The organism is Jhaorihella thermophila, assembly GCF_900108275.1.
Taxonomy (GTDB): domain Bacteria; phylum Pseudomonadota; class Alphaproteobacteria; order Rhodobacterales; family Rhodobacteraceae; genus Jhaorihella; species Jhaorihella thermophila.
This window is the reverse complement of record NZ_FNVD01000011.1, coordinates 41,288-59,712: the sequence shown is the minus strand read 5'-3', so window position 1 is coordinate 59,712 and position 18,425 is coordinate 41,288. Positions and strand designations below refer to the sequence as shown.

The window sequence follows — 18,425 nt, the reverse complement described above, 5'->3', positions numbered from 1 at the left end:
TCGGGTCCGGGGCGGCAGGGCCTTCGTGCCCGCCTGCGCCCGCCCGCATGTTCCCGTCGTCAGGCGGCGATGGCCTGTGGGGCGTCATTCGGCCGCGATGGCGGTGGCGGCGTCGAACCGCTTCAGGATCGCGGCCGCGCAGTCGCGCCCGTCGCTGATTGCCCAGACCACCAGCGACGCGCCGCGAACGATGTCGCCCACCGCATAAACGCCGTCCATCGCGGTCTCGCCCGAGCCATAGGCGGCCTTGATCGTGCCCCATTTCGTCACCGGCAGATCCGGCTGGCCGAAGAGCGTCGGCAGATCCTCGGGCTCGAAGCCCAGCGCCTTGATCACCAAGTCGGCCTCTTCGACGTAATCGGCCCCTTCGATCACCTCGGGCGCCTGCCGTCCGGTGGCGTCCGGGGCGCCCAGGCGCATCCTTTGCACCATCACGCCGGTCACCTTGCCGTCCTGATCCGTGAACCCCTTGGGCGCGCTGAGCCATTCGAAGATCACGCCCTCTTCCTCGGCGTTCTGCACTTCGCGCTGGCTGCCGGGCATGTTCGCCCGGTCGCGACGGTAGAGACATTTCACGCTCTTCGCCCCCTGGCGGATCGCGGTGCGCACGCAGTCCATCGCCGTGTCGCCGGCGCCGATGACCACGACGCGCTTGTCATGGGCGTTGAGCATGCCGCTGTCATATTCTGCCACCGCATCGCCGAACCCCTTGCGGTTGCTGGCGGTGAGGTAATCCAGAGCCTTGACGATCCCCTGCGCCCCGCTGCCCGGCATGGACAGATCGCGTGACTTGTAGACGCCGGTGGCGATGACCACCGCGTCATGTTCGGCCCGGATCGTGGCAAAGATGTCGGCGTCCACGTTACAGTTCAGCACGAATTCGACGCCGCCCTGTTCGAGCTGCTCGATCCGCCGCATCACCACGTCCTTTTCCAGCTTGAAGCCGGGGATGCCATAGGTCAGCAGACCGCCGGCGCGGTCGTAACGGTCATAGATCGTCACCTGCACGCCGGCGCGGCGCAGCATGTCGGCCGCCGCCAGCCCGCCCGGTCCGGCGCCGATGATGCCCACGCTTTGCGACCGTTCGCGCGCAGGCGCGATCGGCTTGACCCAGCCTTTCTCCCATGCGGTGTCGGTCAGGTATTTCTCCACCGCACCGATGGTGACGGTGCCGTGGCCGGACTGTTCGATCACGCAGTTGCCTTCGCACAGCCGGTCCTGCGGGCAGATGCGACCGCAGATCTCGGGAAAGGTGTTTGTGGACTGGCTGAGCCGATACGCTTCTTCCAGCCGCCCGGTCGCGGTCATGCGCAGCCAGTCGGGGATATTGTTGTGCAACGGGCAATGCGACTGGCAATAGGGCACGCCGCACTGGCTGCACCGGCTGGCCTGTTCGGCCGCCTTGGCATCCGAGAACTCGGCATAGATTTCGTGAAAATCCTCGCGCCGCGCTTGCGCGTCCCGCTTTTCAGGCATGTCGCGCGCGATATCGACGAACTTGAGCATCGGTTGCTTGGCCACGGCCTGGACTCCCTCAATTCCTTGGTCGCGCCTGTTTACGAGAACCGCGTGAAAATGAAAAGTCAATTATACTGACCTTTATTGGAGAAATTTTCGCGGCGCCTCGTTTGAAATTGTCTGTTTGGCGAAAACTTAGGTCCGATTCGGATCTTTCTGACCGTCTTTCCTTTTTCCCGAAACGCCTATACACCCGCCCTGTAATCCTTTGACGACGGTTTTCCCGAACGACATGCCGCTTTTTCAACTGATTCTCGTGGCCCTGATTCAGGGACTGACCGAGTTTCTGCCGGTATCCTCATCCGGTCACCTGATTCTCTTGCCCGAATTGACCGAACTTCGGGATCAGGGACAGCTGATCGACGTGGCGGTGCATGTCGGCACGCTGGGCGCCGTGATTATATACTTTTGGTCCGATGTAAGACTGGCGCTTTGCGGCATCCCGCAGCTTTTGCGCGGGCGGCTGGACACGGCCGAGGCAAGCCTGGCATGGAATCTGGCCCTGGCGACGATTCCGGCAGTTCTGGCCGGCACCGCGTTGCATTTCACCGGACTCAGCGACGCCATGCGTTCTGTCAAGGTGATCGGCTGGACGATACTGCTGTTCGGGCTGGTGCTGTATTGGGCGGACAGAACCGGGCCGGAAACCCGGCGCAGCACGAACTGGACCACGCGGGATGCGGTGATCATGGGGTTGTGGCAGGTTCTGGCGCTGATCCCCGGCACGTCGCGGTCGGGCATTACCATCACCGGAGGGCGATGGCTGGGCTACGGGCGCACCGATGCCGCGCGTCTGTCCATGCTGATGTCGATTCCGATTATCGCCGCATCGGGGCTGCTTCTTGGAACCGAGGCGGCCTTTACCGCGACGCCGCAGGCGCTGAGGGACGCGGCCATCGCGGCAGCCCTGTCGTTCGGCTCGGCGCTTCTGGCGCTTTGGCTGATGATGCGGTTTCTGCGCAGCGCCAGCTTTACACCCTACGTCATTTACCGCGCGGTGCTGGGGGTGGTTCTGCTCGCAATCGCTTATGGCGCCTGATCGGACGACAGACGGCCGCCCCAATCTCAATCAGCGCCGAGGCCCCAGAGCCGATCACGGCAAGGTGAAACGCCGCCCGAACAATCGCGCCCGAACACGAAGGTCGGGCGCAGCGGTTGAACAATCATCCGATCACGAAACGGGATGCCTCAGCCGCGCAGCCGCCGGGCCGAGGCTGTGATGTCGTCATACTGACCGGTCGGGCGAAACTTCCACAGGTATTCGGGCAGGATCACCTCATACGCCGTGGGGCGGATACCCAGATCGGCAAAGCCCCTGGCACCTGGGGAGACGACATTGTCGTGGCGCAGGCTGCGCAGCTGATCCCGGGTGAGGATCTTGTTTTCGATCAGCTGGAAACTTGCGAACTGCACGAAGTCCATGGCGCCGGCGATGATTCGCCCGATCCAGAAGGGCAAACCGATCACGATGCGGCGGCGGTGGATCACCTCCAGCATGTCATGAACCAGTTTGCGCAGGGTTGCGACCTCGGGACCGCCGAGTTCGTAGATGCCAGGCTCGGCCTTGCCGAGAACGCCCAGTTCCGCAGCGTGGGCGACGTCGTCGACAAAGACCGGCTGGAAACGCGTTTCGGCGCCCACGAGGAACAGGAACGGGCTCCAGCGAGTCATCGCGGCGAAGCGGTTGAAGAACTGGTCCTCGGCGCCGAAAATCACCGACGGGCGCAGGATCACGGCATCGGGCATGTGCTGCAGAACCGCCTTTTCACCCATCGCCTTGGTGCGGGCGTATTCGCTGTCGGACTCGGCGTCGGCGCCAAGGGCCGAGATATGCACCATGCGCCGAATGCCCTTTTCCGCCGCGATGCGGGCGATGCGGCCGGCGCCATCCGCATGGACGTTGGCAAAGGTGTTCTTGCCCAGCTCGTTCAGCACGCCGACGCAGTTGACGACGGCATCGGCCCCTTCCATCGCCAGCGCCACCGAAGCATCGTCGCGGACATTGCAGAGAACCGGCTCGACCTGGCCCACGGCGCCATAGGGTTTGACGAACAACGCTTCGTTCGGGCGCCGGACCGCAACCCGGACCCGCCAGCCAGCCGCCGCCATGCGCCGTGCGATGTAACGTCCGACAAATCCCGAACCACCATAGATCGCGACCAGTTTCGACATCACCAGTCTCCTGTTTTCCAGATCGGTTCCGATCTACTCTCAAGCGGTGCGGTGAACAAGGTGCAAATGGCAGCGTCCCGCTCCACGGGCGAACGGTTGCGGTCAGGTATGGGCCGCCGCGACAAAGGCCCGGATCAGGGCCGCGTCCTTTGTCCCCGGCGTGCTCTCGACCCCCGAAGAGACATCGACCTGCCGCGCGCCCGTGGCGCGGATCGCCTGAGCCACGTTGTCCGGCGTCAGGCCGCCGGCCAGCATCCAGGGGCGGCGCCAGTATTTCCGGGCCGCCAGCAGTTGCCAGTCAAAGGCCAACCCGTTTCCGCCGGGCAGATCCGCGCCCCTGGGCGGTTTGGCGTCGATCAGCAACTGGTCCGCCACGTCGGAATAGAGGTCGATCGCCGGCATATCCTCGGAGCCGGCGATTCCGATGGCTTTCATCACCGGCAGGCCGTGGCGGGATCTGATCGCGGCCACGCGGTCAGGCGTTTCCTGCCCATGCAGTTGCAGCATGTCGAGGGGAACCGCGCCGAGGATGCGGTCCAGCTCGGCATCGTCGGCGTTGACGGTCAGCGCGACCTTGCAGACCCCCGGCGGCACCTCGGCCGCGAGCGCCGCGGCCTGTTCGATCGTAACGTTGCGGGGCGAACGCTCAAAAAACACGAACCCGACATATCGGGCCCCCGCCGAAACGGCGGCCTCGACCGACGCGGCCGTCGTCAGCCCGCAGATCTTCACGTTGACTTGGGCAGACATCGAAGGGCTCAGCTGGCCTCGTCCAGGATCACCAGAACGTCGTCGCGCCCCTGGCTTTCCTTCTTCTTCAGCCGGGTGACTTCGCGTTCTAGCTTTCTGACCTCCCGCGCCTTCGCGTCAGCTTCGCGCCGGATGCGGAATTCGCGCATCCACTCCCAGATGAACCCGATCACCAGCCCCGCGGCGATCCCGCCCAGAACCACCACGAAAAGCGGCAGCGACAGGGTGAAGTTGAACCCGGCAAGGGCGGCCAGATCGTCCGGCATCAGTTTCAGCGTGACAAAACCACGATTGGCGAGCGAAACCGAGATCAGGACGATCCCGAGTACGGCCAGAAAGGCAAAGCGAATATAGCGCATCTAGGCTTTTCCGTTCAGTCGGTCCCTGAGAAGTTTGCCGGTTTTGAAGAACGGCACGTATTTCTCCTCCACATGCACCGTTTCGCCGGTCCTTGGATTGCGACCAATCCGCGCGTCGCGCTTCTTGACCGAGAAGGCGCCAAAGCCCCGCAGCTCCACCCGATCGCCGCGCGCCATGGCATTGGTGACCTCTTCGAAAAAGGTGTTCACGATCCTCTCGACATCGCGCTGGTAAAGATGCGGGTTCTGTTCGGCTATCTTCTGGATCAGTTCAGACCGGATCATCGTTGCAGTTCCTCCCAGGCAGCACTCTTACGGGCCGTTCTTTCCCACGACTATACGCACATTCCACGAAGGCGGGAACCATAAGGGAATGAATATCAGAGGTATTTTCAGGCGCTTGGCGGATTTCGGCCCACGCGCCGCGGGTTTCCCGACCCTTTCGGCCGGATTTGCGAGCCCGAACACCCGGGGCCGACGCACAAGGCGCGCCTGATTCGCCCGTGCGCCATGCCGGACGAGAGAACCCCGCGGCAGGAATGCCGCGGGGCCTGCAGGCGGAAAGCGTTCCGCTTATTCGTCGCGCTTGAGCGCGGCGCCCAGGATATCGCCCAGCGAAGCGCCCGAGTCGGACGAGCCATACTGAGCGACGGCCTCCTTCTCTTCGGCGATCTCGCGGGCCTTGATCGACAGGCCCAGACGGCGGGTCTTGGGATCGACGTTGGTGACGCGGACGTCCACCTTGTCACCGACCGAGAACCGCTCGGGCCGCTGTTCGGAGCGGTCGCGCGACAGGTCGGAGCGGCGGATGAAGGACTTCATGCCCTCGTATTCCACCTCGATGCCGCCTTCCTCGATCGCGGTGACGGTCACGGTGATGACCGAACCACGCTTCACGCCGCCCACGGCCTCGGCGAACTTGTCGCCGCCCACGGCCTTGATCGACAGCGAAATGCGCTCCTTCTCGACGTCCACTTCCTGAACGACCGCCTTGACCACGTCGCCCTTGCGGTAGTTCTGGATCGCGTCCTCGCCGCGTTCCTCCCAGCTGAGATCCGAAAGGTGCACCATGCCGTCGATGTCGCCCGGCAGGCCGATGAACAGACCGAATTCGGTGATGTTCTTGACCTCGCCCTCGACCTCGGTTCCCGGCGGGAACTGCTCGGCAAAGACCTCCCAAGGGTTGCGCTGGGTCTGCTTGAGGCCCAGCGACACGCGGCGCTTGGCCGGGTCGATTTCCAGCACCATGACGTCCACCTCCTGCGAGGTCGAGACGATCTTGCCAGGGTGCACGTTCTTCTTGGTCCAGGACATTTCCGAGACGTGGACCAGACCCTCGACGCCCGGCTCCAGTTCGACGAAGGCGCCGTAGTCGGTGATGTTGGTCACGCGGCCCTTGTGGACCGAACCCAGCGGATACTTGACCGCCACCAGATCCCATGGATCTTCCTGCAGCTGCTTCAGGCCAAGGCTGATGCGGTGGGTTTCCTTGTTGATCTTGATGACCTGCACCTTGATCGTCTCGCCGATCGACACGATCTCGGAGGGGTGGTTCACCCGGCGCCATGCCATGTCGGTGACATGCAGCAGGCCGTCAACACCGCCCAGATCGACGAAGGCGCCGTATTCGGTGATGTTCTTGACCACGCCATCGACCACGTCGCCTTCCTTCAGCTTGGCGATGACCTCGGCGCGCTGCTCGGCGCGGGATTCCTCGAGGATCGCGCGGCGCGACACCACGATGTTGCCCCGGCGGCGGTCCATCTTGAGGATCTGGAACGGCTGCTTCAGTCCCATCAGCGGGCCGGCATCGCGCACGGGCCGCACGTCCACCTGGCTGCCGGGCAGGAACGCCACGGCGCCGCCCAGATCGACGGTGAAGCCACCCTTGACGCGGCCGAAGATCGCGCCTTCGACGCGCTCGTCATTGGCATAGGCCTTTTCCAGACGGTCCCAGGCCTCTTCGCGGCGGGCCATCTCGCGGCTGAGCACGGCTTCGCCGCGGGCGTTCTCGGTGGCGCGCAGGTAGACTTCGACCTCGTCGCCGACCTTCACGTCGGGTTCTTCACCGGGATTTGCGAATTCCTTGAGATCGACGCGGCCTTCCATCTTGTAGCCGACATCGATGACGGCCTGGCCATTCTCGATCGCGATGACCTTGCCCTTGACGACACTCCCTTCCTGGGGCGTGTCCATTTCGAAGCTTTCGTTCAGGAGGGCTTCGAATTCCTCCATGGATGCGGTTTGAGCCATAATGGTCTCGGTTTCCTTTCAAGCGTTATACTGGCCACGCGGTTGTCTCCGCCGGTCTTTCAGGTTTCCTTTGGCCGACAGGCAGCGCACAAAACAAAGAGGGCCGGTGGATCCGACCCTGCTCGTCCTCTTGCCCTGCGGCGTTTTCGCCTTGCCGACGCGGGCGTGCTTATCGCGTTTTCCCCTGCGTGACAAGGCCCGTGTGACGCCCCGTCATGTCCATAATCGTTGGCAATATGCGCCGGCGCGCTACACTCGGTCCAGATCAATGGGAGGAGATGCAAATGAGGATCGTCAAGAGCCCTTACCCCGATGTCGAGATCCGCGACATGTCGATCACCGAGCGGGTATTCGAGGGGCTGGGAGACAACCCCGACCGCGTGATCCTGGTCGAGGGCCCGTCTGGACGTGAGGTAACGGTCGGGCAGTTCACGCAGGGCGTGAAGGCGCTGGCCGGCGGCTTGACCGAACGCGGGTTCGGCAAGGGCAAGGTGGTCGCGTTGATGGCGCCGAACCTGCCGGAATACTGCATCATATTTCACGGCGTGGCCTGGGCGGGCGGCACGATCACGACGATCAACCCCACCTATACCGCGCACGAGGTGCGCCACCAGCTGAACGATTCGGGCGCCTCGCTGCTGATTACCGTGGGGCCGTTTCTCGACACCGCGCGCGAGGCGGCCGAGGGCACCGGCGTCACCGAAATTGCCGTGATCGGCGAGGCCGAGGGGGCGACGTCGCTGACCGATCTGATGGGCTCGCCTCTGCAGGCGCAGGTGCCTGTGAACTACGCCGAAGACGTCGTGGTGCTGCCCTATTCCTCGGGCACGACCGGGCTGCCCAAGGGGGTGATGCTGACCCACCGCAACCTCGTGGCCAACGTGGATCAGGTGCTGAGCGCCACGGATGTGCGCGACGACGAGATGACGGTCGCTTTCCTTCCGTTCTTTCACATCTACGGCATGCAGGTTCTGATGAACATCTATCTTGCGGGGGGCGGCGGGCTGGTCACGATGCCGCGTTTCGACCTGGAACAGTTCCTCGAACTCAGCGCGAAATATCGCACGCCGCGCATGTATATCGTACCGCCCATCGCCATCGCGCTGGCCAAGCACCCGATCGTGGACAATTACGACCTGTCCTGCGTGATACAGGTCAATTCGGGCGCGGCACCCTTGGGCGGGGATGTGGCCGACGCGGTGGGCGCACGGCTGGGGACGCTGGCGACGCAGGGCTATGGCATGACCGAGTTGAGCCCCGTCAGCCACATGACCCCGCTGGACGCCAACCGCAAGGGCGCCTCGGGCGTGACCATCGCCAATACCGAATCGCGGATCGTGAACCCCGAGACCGGCGAAGACGCCGGCCCCGGCGAGACCGGCGAGCTGTGGGTGCGCGGGCCGCAGGTGATGAAGGGCTATCTCAACAATCCACAGGCCACGGCCGAGACCATCGACGCCGAAGGCTGGCTGCACACTGGCGACATCGGATATATCGACGAGGACGGTTACCTCTTTGTCACCGACCGGGTGAAGGAACTCATCAAATACAAGGGGTTCCAGGTTGCTCCGGCCGAGCTGGAGGCCGAATTGCTGACCAGCCCCATGATCGCCGATGTGGCGGTGATCGGCATCCCCGACGACGAGGCGGGAGAGATCCCGATGGCATTCATCGTGCCGGCCGGCGACGCGCAGGTGACGCTCGAGGACGTGCAGGCCTATCTGGACGGCCGTCTGTCGCATTACAAGCAGGTGCGCCGGATCGAGGTGGTGGACGAAATCCCCAAATCCGCCTCGGGCAAGATCCTGCGGCGCGTGCTGCGCGACCGGATGGCGGCCGAGGCGGCCTGATCGTTTCGCGCAGGAGGGCGTTCCAGAGAGGATGCGCGGAGCCTGTCGTGCGGGCATTGCCGTTTCGGATCGGCTGTGCCGATCCGACCGGTGCGAGGGGCGCTGCCCGTTGCGCCGGAGGCGGACCAGAGGTGCGACGCGCTCCCCGGAGTATTTGCGGCAAGATGAAGACACGTTGGGACGCAGGCCGGTATGCGGGATACACTTCGGCGCGCCCCGGGCCGCAGTCCGGTTGTGCGGAAAATGAAAAGCCCCCCGCCCGCCCGGACGAGGGGTTCTTCATTTTTTCTGGGGCCGACTCGCGCCGGTCCCTCGGTCAAAGCCCGGTGGACACGTCGATCGTGTTGCCCTCTTCGAGGGTCACATAGGCCTTTTTCACGTCCTTCCGTCTGCCGATCTGGCCGCGGAAACGCTTGACCTTGCCCTTGGTGATCGTGGTGTTCACGGCCTTCACCTTGACCCCGAAGAGCGCCTCGACGGCCTCCTTGATCTGAGGCTTGGTGCTGTCCATCGCCACTTCGAAAACCACCGCGCCGTTTTCCGACGCCATGGTAGCCTTTTCGGTGATGACCGGCTTGCGGATCACGTCGTAATGTTCAGGCTTCGCGCTCATTTCAGTCGAGCCTCCAGAGCTTCGACACCCGCCTTGGTGAGCACCAGCATGTCACGGCGGAGGATGTCATAAACGTTGGCGCCGATCGACGGCAGAATGTCCAGACCCTCGATATTGCGCGCGGCGCGGGCAAAACCGTCGTTGACCTCGGCACCATCGATGATCAGAGCACGCTTCCAGCCCAGTTCCTTGACCTGCTTTGCCAGCGCCGAGGTCTTGCCCTCGGCCTCGGCCGCCTCGATCACAACCAGTTCGCCGGCCTTGGCCTTGGCGCTCAGCGCGTGCTTGAGGCCCAGCTTGCGGAACTTCTTGGGCAGGTCGTGCGCGTGGCTGCGCGGAACCGGACCCTTGTAGATGCCGCCGTGGCGGAAAATCGGCGCGTTGCGGTCACCGTGGCGGGCGCCGCCGGTGCCTTTCTGGCGATAGATCTTCTTGCCCGAGTAGCTGGTCTCGGACCGGGTCTTGACCTTGTGGGTGCCCTGCTGCGCCTTGTTGCGCTGCCAGCGGACCACGCGATGCAGAATATCGGCGCGCGGCTCCAGCCCGAAGATGTCCTCGGGCAGTTCGATCACGCCGGCCTTGCCGCCGTCCAGTTTGATCACGTCAAGTTTCATGCTTCACCCCCTTCCGCGGGTGCTTCTTCCGCGGGCGCGGCGGTCTCGGCGGCCTTCAGGCCGGCCGGGAACGGAACGCCCTCGGGCAGTTTCTTCTTCACCGCGTCCTTGACCGTGACCCAGCCCCCCTTGGAGCCCGGAACCGCGCCCTTGACCATGATGAGACCACGCTCGACATCGGTCTTGACGACTTCGAGGTTCTGGGTAGTCACGCGGGCCGCACCCATGTGACCGGCCATCTTCTTGCCCTTGAACACGCGGCCCGGTTCCTGGCACTGACCGGTCGAACCGTGCGAACGGTGGCTGATCGAAACACCGTGCGACGCCCGCAGGCCGCCGAAATTGTGCCGCTTCATGGCACCGGCGAAACCCTTACCGATCGAGGTGCCGCTGACGTCCACCTTTTGACCCTCGAGAAAGTGCGCGGCCGAGATTTCGGCGCCGACTTCGATCAGGTTTTCGGGGGCGACGCGGAACTCGGCCAGCTTCCGCTTGGGCTCGACCTTGGCGGCGGCGAAATGGCCGCGCATGGCCTTGCTGGTCCGCTTGGCCTTGGCCGAACCGGCGCCGAGCTGAACGGCGGTGTAGCCGTCCTTTTCCGCGGTGCGCTGCGCCACGACCTGCACGTTGTCCAGTTGCAGAACGGTCACCGGGATCTGGCGGCCGTCCTCCATGAACAGCCGGGTCATGCCGACTTTCCTTGCAATAACACCAGAGCGCATTTTCACTACCCTCCCGGTCCGTTACTGCAGCTTGATCTCGACATCCACGCCGGCGGCCAGGTCGAGCTTCATCAGCGCGTCCACCGTCTGCGGGGTCGGATCCACGATGTCCAGAAGCCGCTTGTGGGTGCGGATCTCGAACTGGTCGCGGGACTTCTTGTCGATGTGAGGTCCACGCAGAACGGTGAACTTCTCGATCTTGTTCGGCAGCGGGATCGGGCCGCGCACCTGCGCGCCGGTCCGCTTGGCGGTGTTCACGATTTCCTGCGTGCTGGCATCCAGCACGCGGTAATCGAACGCCTTAAGCCGAATACGGATGTTTTGGCTTTGCATTTCTTCGCCCTTTCAGGCCTTGGAGTTGATAGGAGGACCACCGGACCGCCCGGTGGCCCTCGTCGAACCCGAGTGTATTACTCGATGATTTTCGAGACGACGCCGGCGCCGACGGTGCGGCCGCCTTCGCGGATGGCGAAGCGCAGGCCCTCTTCCATCGCGATCGGCGCGATCAGTTCGACGCCGAAGGACACGTTGTCGCCCGGCATCACCATCTCGGTGCCTTCCGGCAGCTGAACCGTGCCAGTCACGTCCGTGGTCCGGAAGTAGAACTGCGGACGGTAGTTGGCAAAGAACGGCGTGTGACGGCCACCCTCTTCCTTGGTCAGGATGTAGGCCTCGGCCTCGAACTTGGTGTGCGGGGTCACCGAACCCGGCTTGCACAGAACCTGGCCGCGCTCGACCTCGTCCCGGCCGATGCCGCGCAGCAGCGCGCCGATGTTGTCGCCCGCCTCGCCGCGGTCCAGCAGCTTGCGGAACATCTCCACGCCGGTCACCGTGGTCTTCTGCGTCGGGCGGATGCCCACGATCTCGACCTCGTCGCCCACGTTGATCACGCCACGCTCGACCCGGCCGGTCACAACCGTGCCGCGGCCCGAGATCGAGAACACGTCCTCGATCGGCATCAGGAACGGCTGATCCACCGCACGCGTCGGGGTCGGGATGTATTCGTCCACCGCCTTCATCAGCTCGCGGATCGAGTTCTCGCCGATTTCCGGATCGCGGCCTTCCAGAGCGGCCAGCGCCGAACCCTTGATGATCGGAATGTCGTCGCCGGGGAATTCATACGAACTCAGCAGCTCGCGGATTTCCATCTCCACCAGTTCCAGCAGTTCCTCGTCGTCCACCTGATCGACCTTGTTCATGTAGACGACCAGCGCCGGAACGCCGACCTGACGGGCCAGCAGGATGTGTTCGCGGGTCTGCGGCATCGGGCCGTCGGCGGCCGAAACCACCAGGATCGCGCCGTCCATCTGCGCCGCACCCGTGATCATGTTCTTCACGTAGTCGGCGTGGCCGGGGCAGTCCACATGCGCATAGTGGCGGTTCTCGGTCTCGTATTCCACATGCGCGGTCGAGATCGTGATCCCGCGGGCCTTCTCTTCCGGCGCGCCGTCGATCTGGTCATAGGCCTTGAATTCGCCGTAGTACTTCGTGATCGCTGCCGTCAGCGTCGTCTTGCCGTGGTCAACGTGGCCGATCGTGCCAATGTTCACATGCGGTTTCGTCCGCTCAAACTTTTCCTTTGCCATTGTGGCCTCCTTGTTTCAGTGGCGGTGCGCCGGGTGGCGCACCCTACGGGTGGGTAGGGTGCGTGGTTGCCCACGCACCGCTGCTTATGCGTATTTCGCCTGGATCTCGTCGCTGATGTTCTGCGGCACCGGATCGTAGTGATCGAACAGCATCGTGAACTGCGCACGGCCCGAGGACATCGAACGCAGGTTGTTGATGTAGCCGAACATGTTGGCCAGCGGCACGAAGGCGTTGATCGCCACCGCGTTGCCGCGCGGCTCCTGCCCGGTCACCTGACCACGACGCGAGGTCAGATCGCCGATGATGTTGCCGGTGTATTCCTCCGGCGTGATCACCTCGACCTTCATGATCGGTTCCAGCAGCTTCGGACCGGCCAGCTTGATGCCTTCGCGCATGCACATGCGCGCGGCGATCTCAAAGGCCAGAACCGACGAGTCCACGTCGTGGAACTTGCCGTCCACCAGCGCGACCTTGAAGTCGATCACCGGGAAGCCGGCCAGCGGACCGGAATCCATCACCGACTGGATGCCCTTTTCGACGCCGGGGATGTATTCCTTGGGCACGGCGCCGCCGACGATGCGGGATTCGAAGCTGTAGCCTTCGCCCGGCTCGGTCGGGGTGATTTCCAGCTTGACCTCGGCGAACTGACCCGAACCACCCGACTGTTTCTTGTGGGTGTAGCTGTGGACCACCTGCTTGGAGATCGTTTCGCGATAGGCCACCTGCGGCGCGCCGATGTTGGCCTCGACCTTGAACTCGCGCTTGAGACGGTCCACCAGGATGTCCAGGTGAAGTTCGCCCATGCCCTTCATGATGGTCTGACCGGATTCCAGATCGGTCTCGACGCGGAAGGACGGGTCTTCGGCGGCAAGCCGCGCCAAGCCCTGGGCCATCTTTTCCTGGTCGTTCTTGGTCTTCGGCTCGATCGCGATCTCGATCACCGGATCGGGGAAGGTCATGGTTTCCAGAACGACCGGGTTCTGCGGATCGCACAGCGTGTCACCGGTGGTGGTTTCCTTCAGACCGGCCAGCGCGATAATGTCGCCCGCAAAGGCCTCTTCGATCTCCTCGCGGTTGTTGGAGTGCATCATCATCATCCGGCCGACGCGCTCGCGCTTGCCCTTGGTCGAATTGAGCATCGCGTCGCCCTTTTTCAGGACGCCCGAGTAGATCCGGGTGAAGGTCAGCGAGCCGACGAAGGGGTCGTTCATGATCTTGAACGCCAGCGCGGCAAAGGGCTGATCGTCATCGGCCGAACGCGCGATGTTGCGGGTCTCGGTCTCGTCGCCGGGCTTGAAGCCCATGTAGGCCTCGATGTCCAGCGGGTTGGGCAGGAAGTCGATCACCGCGTTCAGCAGCGGCTGCACGCCCTTGTTCTTGAAGGCCGAGCCGGCCAGAACCGGAACGAAGGCCATCGACAGGGTGCCCTTGCGGATCAGCTTGCGCAGGGTTTCGGCGTCCGGCTCCTCGCCTTCGAGGTAGGCCATCATCGCGTCGTCGTCCTGCTCCACGGCAAGCTCGATCATCTTGCCGCGCCATTCCTCGGCGGTGTCCTTCAGCTCGTCACGAACCGGCTGGCGGGTCCAGGTCGCGCCAAGGTCGTCGCCCTTCCAGGTCCACTCTTCCATCGTGATCAGGTCCACGATGCCTTCCAGCTGGTCCTCGGCCCCGATCGGGATCTGGATCGGCATCGGCTGGGCGCCGGTGCGGTCCTTGATCATGCGGACGCAGTTGAAAAAGTCCGCGCCGATCTTGTCCATCTTGTTGACGAACACGATCCGCGGAACCTTGTAGCGGTCGGCCTGACGCCAGACGGTTTCGGTCTGCGGCTCGACGCCGGCATTGGCGTCCAGAACGCAGACGGCGCCGTCCAGAACGGCCAGCGAACGCTCCACCTCGATGGTGAAGTCGACGTGGCCGGGGGTGTCGATGATGTTGAAGCGGTGCTTTTCGGTCTGCGCGGTCTGGCCGTCCTCGGTGCGCTCCCAGAAGGTGGTCGTCGCGGCCGAGGTGATGGTGATGCCGCGCTCCTGCTCCTGCTCCATCCAGTCCATCGTGGCGGCGCCGTCATGGACTTCGCCGATCTTGTGAGACTTGCCGGTGTAGTAGAGGATGCGCTCGGTGCAGGTGGTCTTGCCTGCATCGATATGAGCCATGATACCGAAGTTGCGGTAGCGCTCGAGCGGATATTCGCGTGCCATGAGTCCTGGTCCTTCCGGGGGTTACCAGCGATAGTGCGAGAAGGCCTTGTTGGCTTCTGCCATCTTGTGGGTGTCTTCGCGCTTCTTCACGGCGGCACCGCGCGACTGGACGGCATCCAGCAGCTCGCCGGCGAGGCGTTCTTCCATGGTGTTTTCGTTGCGGTTCCGGCTGGCGGCGATCAGCCAGCGGATCGCCAGCGCCTCGCGGCGTTCGGGGCGCACTTCGACCGGAACCTGATAGGTCGCACCGCCGACCCGGCGGGAACGCACCTCGACCGACGGCTTGATGTTGTCGAGCGCCTCATGGAACACTTCGACCGGCGCACGCTTGACGCGGGCCTCGATCCGATCCAGCGCGCTGTAGACGATGCGCTCGGCGACCGACTTCTTGCCGTCGATCATCAGGTTGTTCATGAACTTGGTCAGCACGCGATCGCCATACTTGGCGTCGGGCAGGACTTCGCGTTTCTCAGCGCGGTGACGACGGGACATCTCTCAATCCTCTTACTTCGGACGCTTGGCGCCATATTTCGAACGGCGCTGCCTACGGTCTTTGACGCCCTGCGTGTCCAGAACGCCGCGCAGGATGTGATAGCGCACACCGGGAAGGTCCTTCACACGGCCGCCGCGGATCAGCACCACCGAGTGCTCTTGCAGGTTGTGGCTTTCGCCCGGAATGTACGAGATCACCTCGTAACCGTTGGTCAGGCGCACCTTGGCCACTTTCCGCATGGCCGAGTTCGGCTTCTTCGGCGTCGTGGTGTAGACGCGGGTGCAGACGCCACGCTTTTGCGGGCACTCCTGCAGGTGCATGGACTTCGAACGTTTGACTTTGGGCCGCCGCGGTTTGCGGATCAGCTGTTGGATCGTTGGCATTCCGGTTCTTTCCCCGTTTCGCAACACATGTGTCTGTGCACGCCAGGCGTGCGGTTGAACTCAAGGCGCCCCGCGCGTCCGCAAAGCGCAAAAACCGCCTCCGACCCCATCCTGGGACCGACGCGGTGGATTTCCAGAGGATCGGGCCGTCAGGCCGGATCGTGACCACTCCAGTACTGAAGTCGGCGCATGGGGAAAGACCCCGTTGCCGAGATAGCGGGCGTATAGGCGGAGTCGTCCCCACTGTCAACAGCCAGCAACACTTGCCCCGCCCGGCGCGCCTTGTCACAGTGCCTGTGTGGCTCGAAACCCGGTCGGGCAAGCGCAAACACAGGAAAAAGGGGGCACGCATGCAGGTCATCGGGCTTTGCCGCTTCTCGTGGCCCGGAATCGGCGGATTTCAGGTCGAACACGATTCGCTGCACGAGCGGATCTCCTATCTCTATGCGCCCGAACGAATGGAAGAGCGGTTTCGCACCTTCGAAACCATCACCCTGCCGCCGCTGCGGGCGCAGACCGACGATGACTTCACCTTTCTGATCGTGATCGGCGACTCCATGCCCGGCCATTATCGCGACCGGCTGATGGCGCTGGTCGAGGACATGCCGCAGGCCATCGTGCAGGCTCATACCCCCGGCCCGCACAGAAAGGTGATGCAGGCGGCGATCAACTCGGTGCGCGAAAAGCGCCGCACCCCGTGTCTGCAGTTCCGTATGGACGATGACGATGCGGTGGCGCGCGTCTATGTGCAGCGCCTGCGCGAGGCGGCGCGCGACGTCGCCGGCCTGTTGCGCGCGCATCGGCATATCGCGATCGACTTCAACCAGGGCTATATCGCCCGGCCGGGCCCGGACGGACTGTCGGTGGCGCCGACCAGGGCGCCTTTTACCACGGCCGCTCTTGCCTTGATGCTGCGCCCCGGCGTGCGCCTGAGCGTGATGAACTTTGCCCATCACAAGCTGCCCGGCCTGATGCCGACCGTGAGCTTTACCGGCGAGGACATGCTGGTGCGCGGGCACAACGACTTCAACGATTCGCGTCAGGGGACGAAGGTCCGGCCGGTGCCGCTGGCGCCGCTGGATGAAGAGGGCGAGGCGTATTTCCGTGAAACCTTTGCGATCGACGCCGACGCGGTGCGGCGCGCCTACCGCGATGCCGCCTTGACTGCGCGTTCGCGGTAAAGGGTGAACAGCCCCGTCGCCACCACCACCGTCGCGCCCAGCATCGTCACCGGGTCCGGCCAGTCGCCGAACACCGCCCAGCCCAGCACCAGCGCCCAGACCAGCCCCGTGTAGCGAAACGGCGCGGTGAAAGAGACGTCGCCCACCCGCATCACCATCACGCTCAGCAGATAGCCGAAGAGGATCAGCAGCGACGCCGAGGCGATCAGCCCGGCATGGCCGGCCCCCGGCGCAACCCAGCCCTGTCCGATCGATGCGGCGGCCGAAAACGCCGTGACCGAGATCGCCGCGAACAGGGTCACCGTCAACGAAGGCACCTCGGCCGACATGCGCCTTGTGCTGAGATCCCGCGCGGTCACACAGACCACCGCCGCCAGGGCGTAAATTGCCTCGAGGCTGAAGCCTTCGGGGCCGGGGCGGACGATCAGCAACATGCCCCCAAACCCGGCCAGGATGGCCAGCATCCGCCGCCAGCCGACCTGCTCGCCGAAGAACAGCGCCGCGCCCAGCGTCACCGTCAGCGGCAGCACCTGCAGAACCGCCGTCACATTGGCCAGCGGCATCCGCATCAGAGCGGTCAGGAAGAACACCGTGGCCCCTACCTCCGCGGCACAGCGCAGCGCGATCAGCATCCAGTCGCGCCGAGGCAGGCGCAGCCTCAGCGCCCCCAGGCGACGCGCCAGCAGGTAGATCAGGACCGTCGTCAGCACGCCCCGGATCGTCACCAGCTGAAACAGGGGCACGGCGCCGCCGGCGGCCTTTACGCAGGTGTCGTTCAGCGTAAAGGCCGCCATGCTGCCCATCATGAGAAGCGCACCGCGCGTGTTGGGGGACATGACTCAGAGCGTCCTCAGCCAGTGCAGGTCGATGCCGAAGTTTCGCCGCAGCCGGCGCAGTGTCTGCCGCTCGGTCAGCTGGCGGGTCAGGCCCGACTGCGAGGGGTTGGATTTGTTGTCCTCGTGGATGGTGCGCACGAAGGTCGGGATCGTGGTGTCGGTGAAGGTCGGATAATGCTGCGGCAACCGGCGGTGAACATAGCGATAGGGATTGACGCCGTGGCCGACCGGCGCCACCAGCGTCGTGCCGACCGAAAGCGGGCTGCGTTCAACGGCGTCGAAAACATCGTTCCCGTCCGGCTTCCGGCGGACATAAAATCCGTGGTTCCACGCCACGACGAACGGCTTTGCCGGCCCCTGCATCGCCAGCAGCGCGTCGGCATACCGGCGCGTCCGGGCAATGAAGTCGCGGTCAACCGCATCGTCATCATCCAGCCGGAACCGGATCAGATGGGTGCTGTCGCCCGCCGGCACCGAGGCATAGGCCCGCTGCGTGAGCCGGTAATGCTGGGTAACGCTGGCGCGGATCAGCCGAAAATTCGGCAAGGGCTCGATCAGCGCCGCGAGCCGGTCCAGCCATTGCGCGGGCATCCTGCGCGAGGTCAGCACGACCATCTCGAAATTCTGATCGGTCTGGGCCTTCAGCGACGGCAGGCAGAGGTTCTCGAACAGGTGAAACCGCAACTTCATCCGTTCGGGCGAAAACAGGTGCTGCTCGACCGCTTCGACGGATCCCAGCTCCCCGGTGTAATAGGTGGTCGTCAGCACCGAAAACCGCAGCAGGCCCACGATCTTCGTCCTGACCTCCATGCCCGTTCCTCCGCTACCGCCCCTGTTCGACAGTATCCGTGGTCGCGCAAAAACCGCAAACCTGCAACCCGTGCGCGGCGACG

19 protein-coding genes are annotated in these 18,425 nt (G+C 64.1%); 3 read left to right on the top strand and 16 right to left on the bottom strand.

The window, feature by feature from the left end; translation table 11 throughout:
- Window positions 1–84: 84 nt before the first annotated feature.
- Window positions 85–1,521: an NAD(P)-dependent oxidoreductase gene (locus tag C4S70_RS13240; protein ID WP_104008588.1), complete on the bottom strand. Its 1,437-nt coding sequence runs from the start codon at window positions 1,519–1,521 to the stop codon at window positions 85–87.
- Between the two features lie 229 nt (window positions 1,522–1,750).
- On the opposite strand from C4S70_RS13240, the gene C4S70_RS13235 reads away from it, so the two are divergent.
- Window positions 1,751–2,557, top strand: coding sequence for an undecaprenyl-diphosphate phosphatase (locus C4S70_RS13235; RefSeq protein WP_104008631.1), 807 nt, complete (start codon window positions 1,751–1,753; stop codon window positions 2,555–2,557).
- Between the two features lie 149 nt (window positions 2,558–2,706).
- On the opposite strand, the gene C4S70_RS13230 is transcribed toward C4S70_RS13235, so the two are convergent.
- The 5 genes from C4S70_RS13230 to rpsA form a co-directional block, all read right to left on the bottom strand.
- The gene (locus tag C4S70_RS13230) at window positions 2,707–3,690 is read right to left on the bottom strand and encodes a complex I NDUFA9 subunit family protein (RefSeq protein ID WP_104008587.1); all 984 of its coding nucleotides are present in this window, start codon (window positions 3,688–3,690) and stop codon (window positions 2,707–2,709) included.
- A 102-nt stretch (window positions 3,691–3,792) separates the two neighbouring features.
- On the bottom strand, window positions 3,793–4,440 hold the full coding sequence (locus C4S70_RS13225) for a phosphoribosylanthranilate isomerase (protein ID WP_104008586.1): 648 nt from the start codon (window positions 4,438–4,440) through the stop codon (window positions 3,793–3,795).
- Window positions 4,441–4,448: 8 nt separating this feature from the next.
- Window positions 4,449–4,799, bottom strand: a complete 351-nt coding sequence (locus tag C4S70_RS13220) for a lipopolysaccharide assembly protein LapA domain-containing protein (protein WP_104008585.1) — start codon at window positions 4,797–4,799, stop codon at window positions 4,449–4,451.
- Window positions 4,800–5,084 (bottom strand): integration host factor subunit beta, encoded by a 285-nt coding sequence (gene ihfB / locus C4S70_RS13215; RefSeq protein ID WP_104008584.1) that lies wholly within the window; start codon window positions 5,082–5,084, stop codon window positions 4,800–4,802.
- 288 nt (window positions 5,085–5,372) lie between these two features.
- The gene (gene rpsA, locus C4S70_RS13210; RefSeq protein WP_104008583.1) at window positions 5,373–7,052 is read right to left on the bottom strand and encodes a 30S ribosomal protein S1; all 1,680 of its coding nucleotides are present in this window, start codon (window positions 7,050–7,052) and stop codon (window positions 5,373–5,375) included.
- A gap of 284 nt (window positions 7,053–7,336) precedes the next feature.
- Here rpsA and C4S70_RS13205 point away from each other — a divergent pair, with 284 nt between their 5' ends.
- Window positions 7,337–8,902 (top strand): AMP-binding protein, encoded by a 1,566-nt coding sequence (locus C4S70_RS13205; protein ID WP_104008582.1) that lies wholly within the window; start codon window positions 7,337–7,339, stop codon window positions 8,900–8,902.
- Window positions 8,903–9,218: 316 nt separating this feature from the next.
- Here C4S70_RS13205 and C4S70_RS13200 read toward each other — a convergent pair whose 3' ends face one another.
- The 8 genes from C4S70_RS13200 to rpsL form a co-directional block, all read right to left on the bottom strand.
- Window positions 9,219–9,515, bottom strand: coding sequence for a 50S ribosomal protein L23 (locus C4S70_RS13200; protein ID WP_104008581.1), 297 nt, complete (start codon window positions 9,513–9,515; stop codon window positions 9,219–9,221).
- Window positions 9,512–10,129, bottom strand: a complete 618-nt coding sequence (gene rplD, locus C4S70_RS13195; protein WP_104008580.1) for a 50S ribosomal protein L4 — start codon at window positions 10,127–10,129, stop codon at window positions 9,512–9,514. The genes C4S70_RS13200 and rplD overlap by 4 nt, the downstream gene beginning before the upstream one ends.
- Window positions 10,126–10,851 carry a 50S ribosomal protein L3 gene (gene rplC, locus C4S70_RS13190; RefSeq protein ID WP_104008579.1) on the bottom strand — a complete coding sequence of 242 codons (726 nt, stop codon included), beginning with the start codon at window positions 10,849–10,851 and terminating at the stop codon, window positions 10,126–10,128. The genes rplD and rplC overlap by 4 nt, the downstream gene beginning before the upstream one ends.
- Window positions 10,852–10,872: 21 nt before the next feature.
- A complete protein-coding gene (gene rpsJ, locus C4S70_RS13185) occupies window positions 10,873–11,184 on the bottom strand; it encodes a 30S ribosomal protein S10 (protein WP_104008578.1) in 312 nt (103 codons plus the stop codon).
- 77 nt (window positions 11,185–11,261) lie between these two features.
- Window positions 11,262–12,437 carry an elongation factor Tu gene (tuf, locus tag C4S70_RS13180; RefSeq protein ID WP_104008538.1) on the bottom strand — a complete coding sequence of 392 codons (1,176 nt, stop codon included), beginning with the start codon at window positions 12,435–12,437 and terminating at the stop codon, window positions 11,262–11,264.
- Window positions 12,438–12,521: 84 nt separating this feature from the next.
- On the bottom strand, window positions 12,522–14,639 hold the full coding sequence (gene fusA / locus C4S70_RS13175; protein WP_104008577.1) for an elongation factor G: 2,118 nt from the start codon (window positions 14,637–14,639) through the stop codon (window positions 12,522–12,524).
- 21 nt (window positions 14,640–14,660) lie between these two features.
- Window positions 14,661–15,131: a 30S ribosomal protein S7 gene (gene rpsG, locus C4S70_RS13170; RefSeq protein ID WP_104008576.1), complete on the bottom strand. Its 471-nt coding sequence runs from the start codon at window positions 15,129–15,131 to the stop codon at window positions 14,661–14,663.
- A gap of 12 nt (window positions 15,132–15,143) precedes the next feature.
- Complete coding sequence (gene rpsL / locus C4S70_RS13165) at window positions 15,144–15,515, bottom strand: 30S ribosomal protein S12 (RefSeq protein ID WP_104008575.1); 372 nt, start codon at window positions 15,513–15,515, stop codon at window positions 15,144–15,146.
- A gap of 350 nt (window positions 15,516–15,865) precedes the next feature.
- Between rpsL and C4S70_RS13160 the strand changes: the two genes are divergently transcribed.
- Window positions 15,866–16,696 carry a putative rhamnosyl transferase gene (locus tag C4S70_RS13160; protein ID WP_104008630.1) on the top strand — a complete coding sequence of 277 codons (831 nt, stop codon included), beginning with the start codon at window positions 15,866–15,868 and terminating at the stop codon, window positions 16,694–16,696.
- Here C4S70_RS13160 and C4S70_RS13155 read toward each other — a convergent pair.
- Window positions 16,660–17,532: a DMT family transporter gene (locus C4S70_RS13155; RefSeq protein ID WP_104008574.1), complete on the bottom strand. Its 873-nt coding sequence runs from the start codon at window positions 17,530–17,532 to the stop codon at window positions 16,660–16,662. The two genes, C4S70_RS13160 and C4S70_RS13155, sit on opposite strands and share 37 nt — an antisense overlap.
- Window positions 17,533–17,535: 3 nt before the next feature.
- Window positions 17,536–18,342, bottom strand: coding sequence for a glycosyltransferase (locus tag C4S70_RS13150; RefSeq protein ID WP_104008573.1), 807 nt, complete (start codon window positions 18,340–18,342; stop codon window positions 17,536–17,538).
- Window positions 18,343–18,425: the final 83 nt, after the last annotated feature.

Excerpts from the sequence above, each read along its gene's own strand:
- C4S70_RS13225 (WP_104008586.1), bottom strand. The coding sequence starts at position 4,440 with ATGTCTGCCCAAGTCAACGTGAAGATCTGCGGGCTGACGACGGCCGCG.
- rpsJ (WP_104008578.1), bottom strand. The coding sequence starts at position 11,184 with ATGCAAAGCCAAAACATCCGTATTCGGCTTAAGGCGTTCGATTACCGC.
- C4S70_RS13230 (WP_104008587.1), bottom strand. The coding sequence starts at position 3,690 with ATGTCGAAACTGGTCGCGATCTATGGTGGTTCGGGATTTGTCGGACGT.
- fusA (WP_104008577.1), bottom strand. The coding sequence starts at position 14,639 with ATGGCACGCGAATATCCGCTCGAGCGCTACCGCAACTTCGGTATCATG.
- tuf (WP_104008538.1), bottom strand. The coding sequence starts at position 12,437 with ATGGCAAAGGAAAAGTTTGAGCGGACGAAACCGCATGTGAACATTGGC.
- C4S70_RS13205 (WP_104008582.1), top strand. The coding sequence starts at position 7,337 with ATGAGGATCGTCAAGAGCCCTTACCCCGATGTCGAGATCCGCGACATG.
- C4S70_RS13220 (WP_104008585.1), bottom strand. The coding sequence starts at position 4,799 with ATGCGCTATATTCGCTTTGCCTTTCTGGCCGTACTCGGGATCGTCCTG.
- C4S70_RS13200 (WP_104008581.1), bottom strand. The coding sequence starts at position 9,515 with ATGAGCGCGAAGCCTGAACATTACGACGTGATCCGCAAGCCGGTCATC.
- rplD (WP_104008580.1), bottom strand. The coding sequence starts at position 10,129 with ATGAAACTTGACGTGATCAAACTGGACGGCGGCAAGGCCGGCGTGATC.
- C4S70_RS13235 (WP_104008631.1), top strand. The coding sequence starts at position 1,751 with ATGCCGCTTTTTCAACTGATTCTCGTGGCCCTGATTCAGGGACTGACC.
- C4S70_RS13150 (WP_104008573.1), bottom strand. The coding sequence starts at position 18,342 with ATGGAGGTCAGGACGAAGATCGTGGGCCTGCTGCGGTTTTCGGTGCTG.
- rplC (WP_104008579.1), bottom strand. The coding sequence starts at position 10,851 with ATGCGCTCTGGTGTTATTGCAAGGAAAGTCGGCATGACCCGGCTGTTC.
- rpsA (WP_104008583.1), bottom strand. The coding sequence starts at position 7,052 with ATGGCTCAAACCGCATCCATGGAGGAATTCGAAGCCCTCCTGAACGAA.
- rpsL (WP_104008575.1), bottom strand. The coding sequence starts at position 15,515 with ATGCCAACGATCCAACAGCTGATCCGCAAACCGCGGCGGCCCAAAGTC.
- ihfB (WP_104008584.1), bottom strand. The coding sequence starts at position 5,084 with ATGATCCGGTCTGAACTGATCCAGAAGATAGCCGAACAGAACCCGCAT.
- rpsG (WP_104008576.1), bottom strand. The coding sequence starts at position 15,131 with ATGTCCCGTCGTCACCGCGCTGAGAAACGCGAAGTCCTGCCCGACGCC.
- C4S70_RS13155 (WP_104008574.1), bottom strand. The coding sequence starts at position 17,532 with ATGTCCCCCAACACGCGCGGTGCGCTTCTCATGATGGGCAGCATGGCG.
- C4S70_RS13160 (WP_104008630.1), top strand. The coding sequence starts at position 15,866 with ATGCAGGTCATCGGGCTTTGCCGCTTCTCGTGGCCCGGAATCGGCGGA.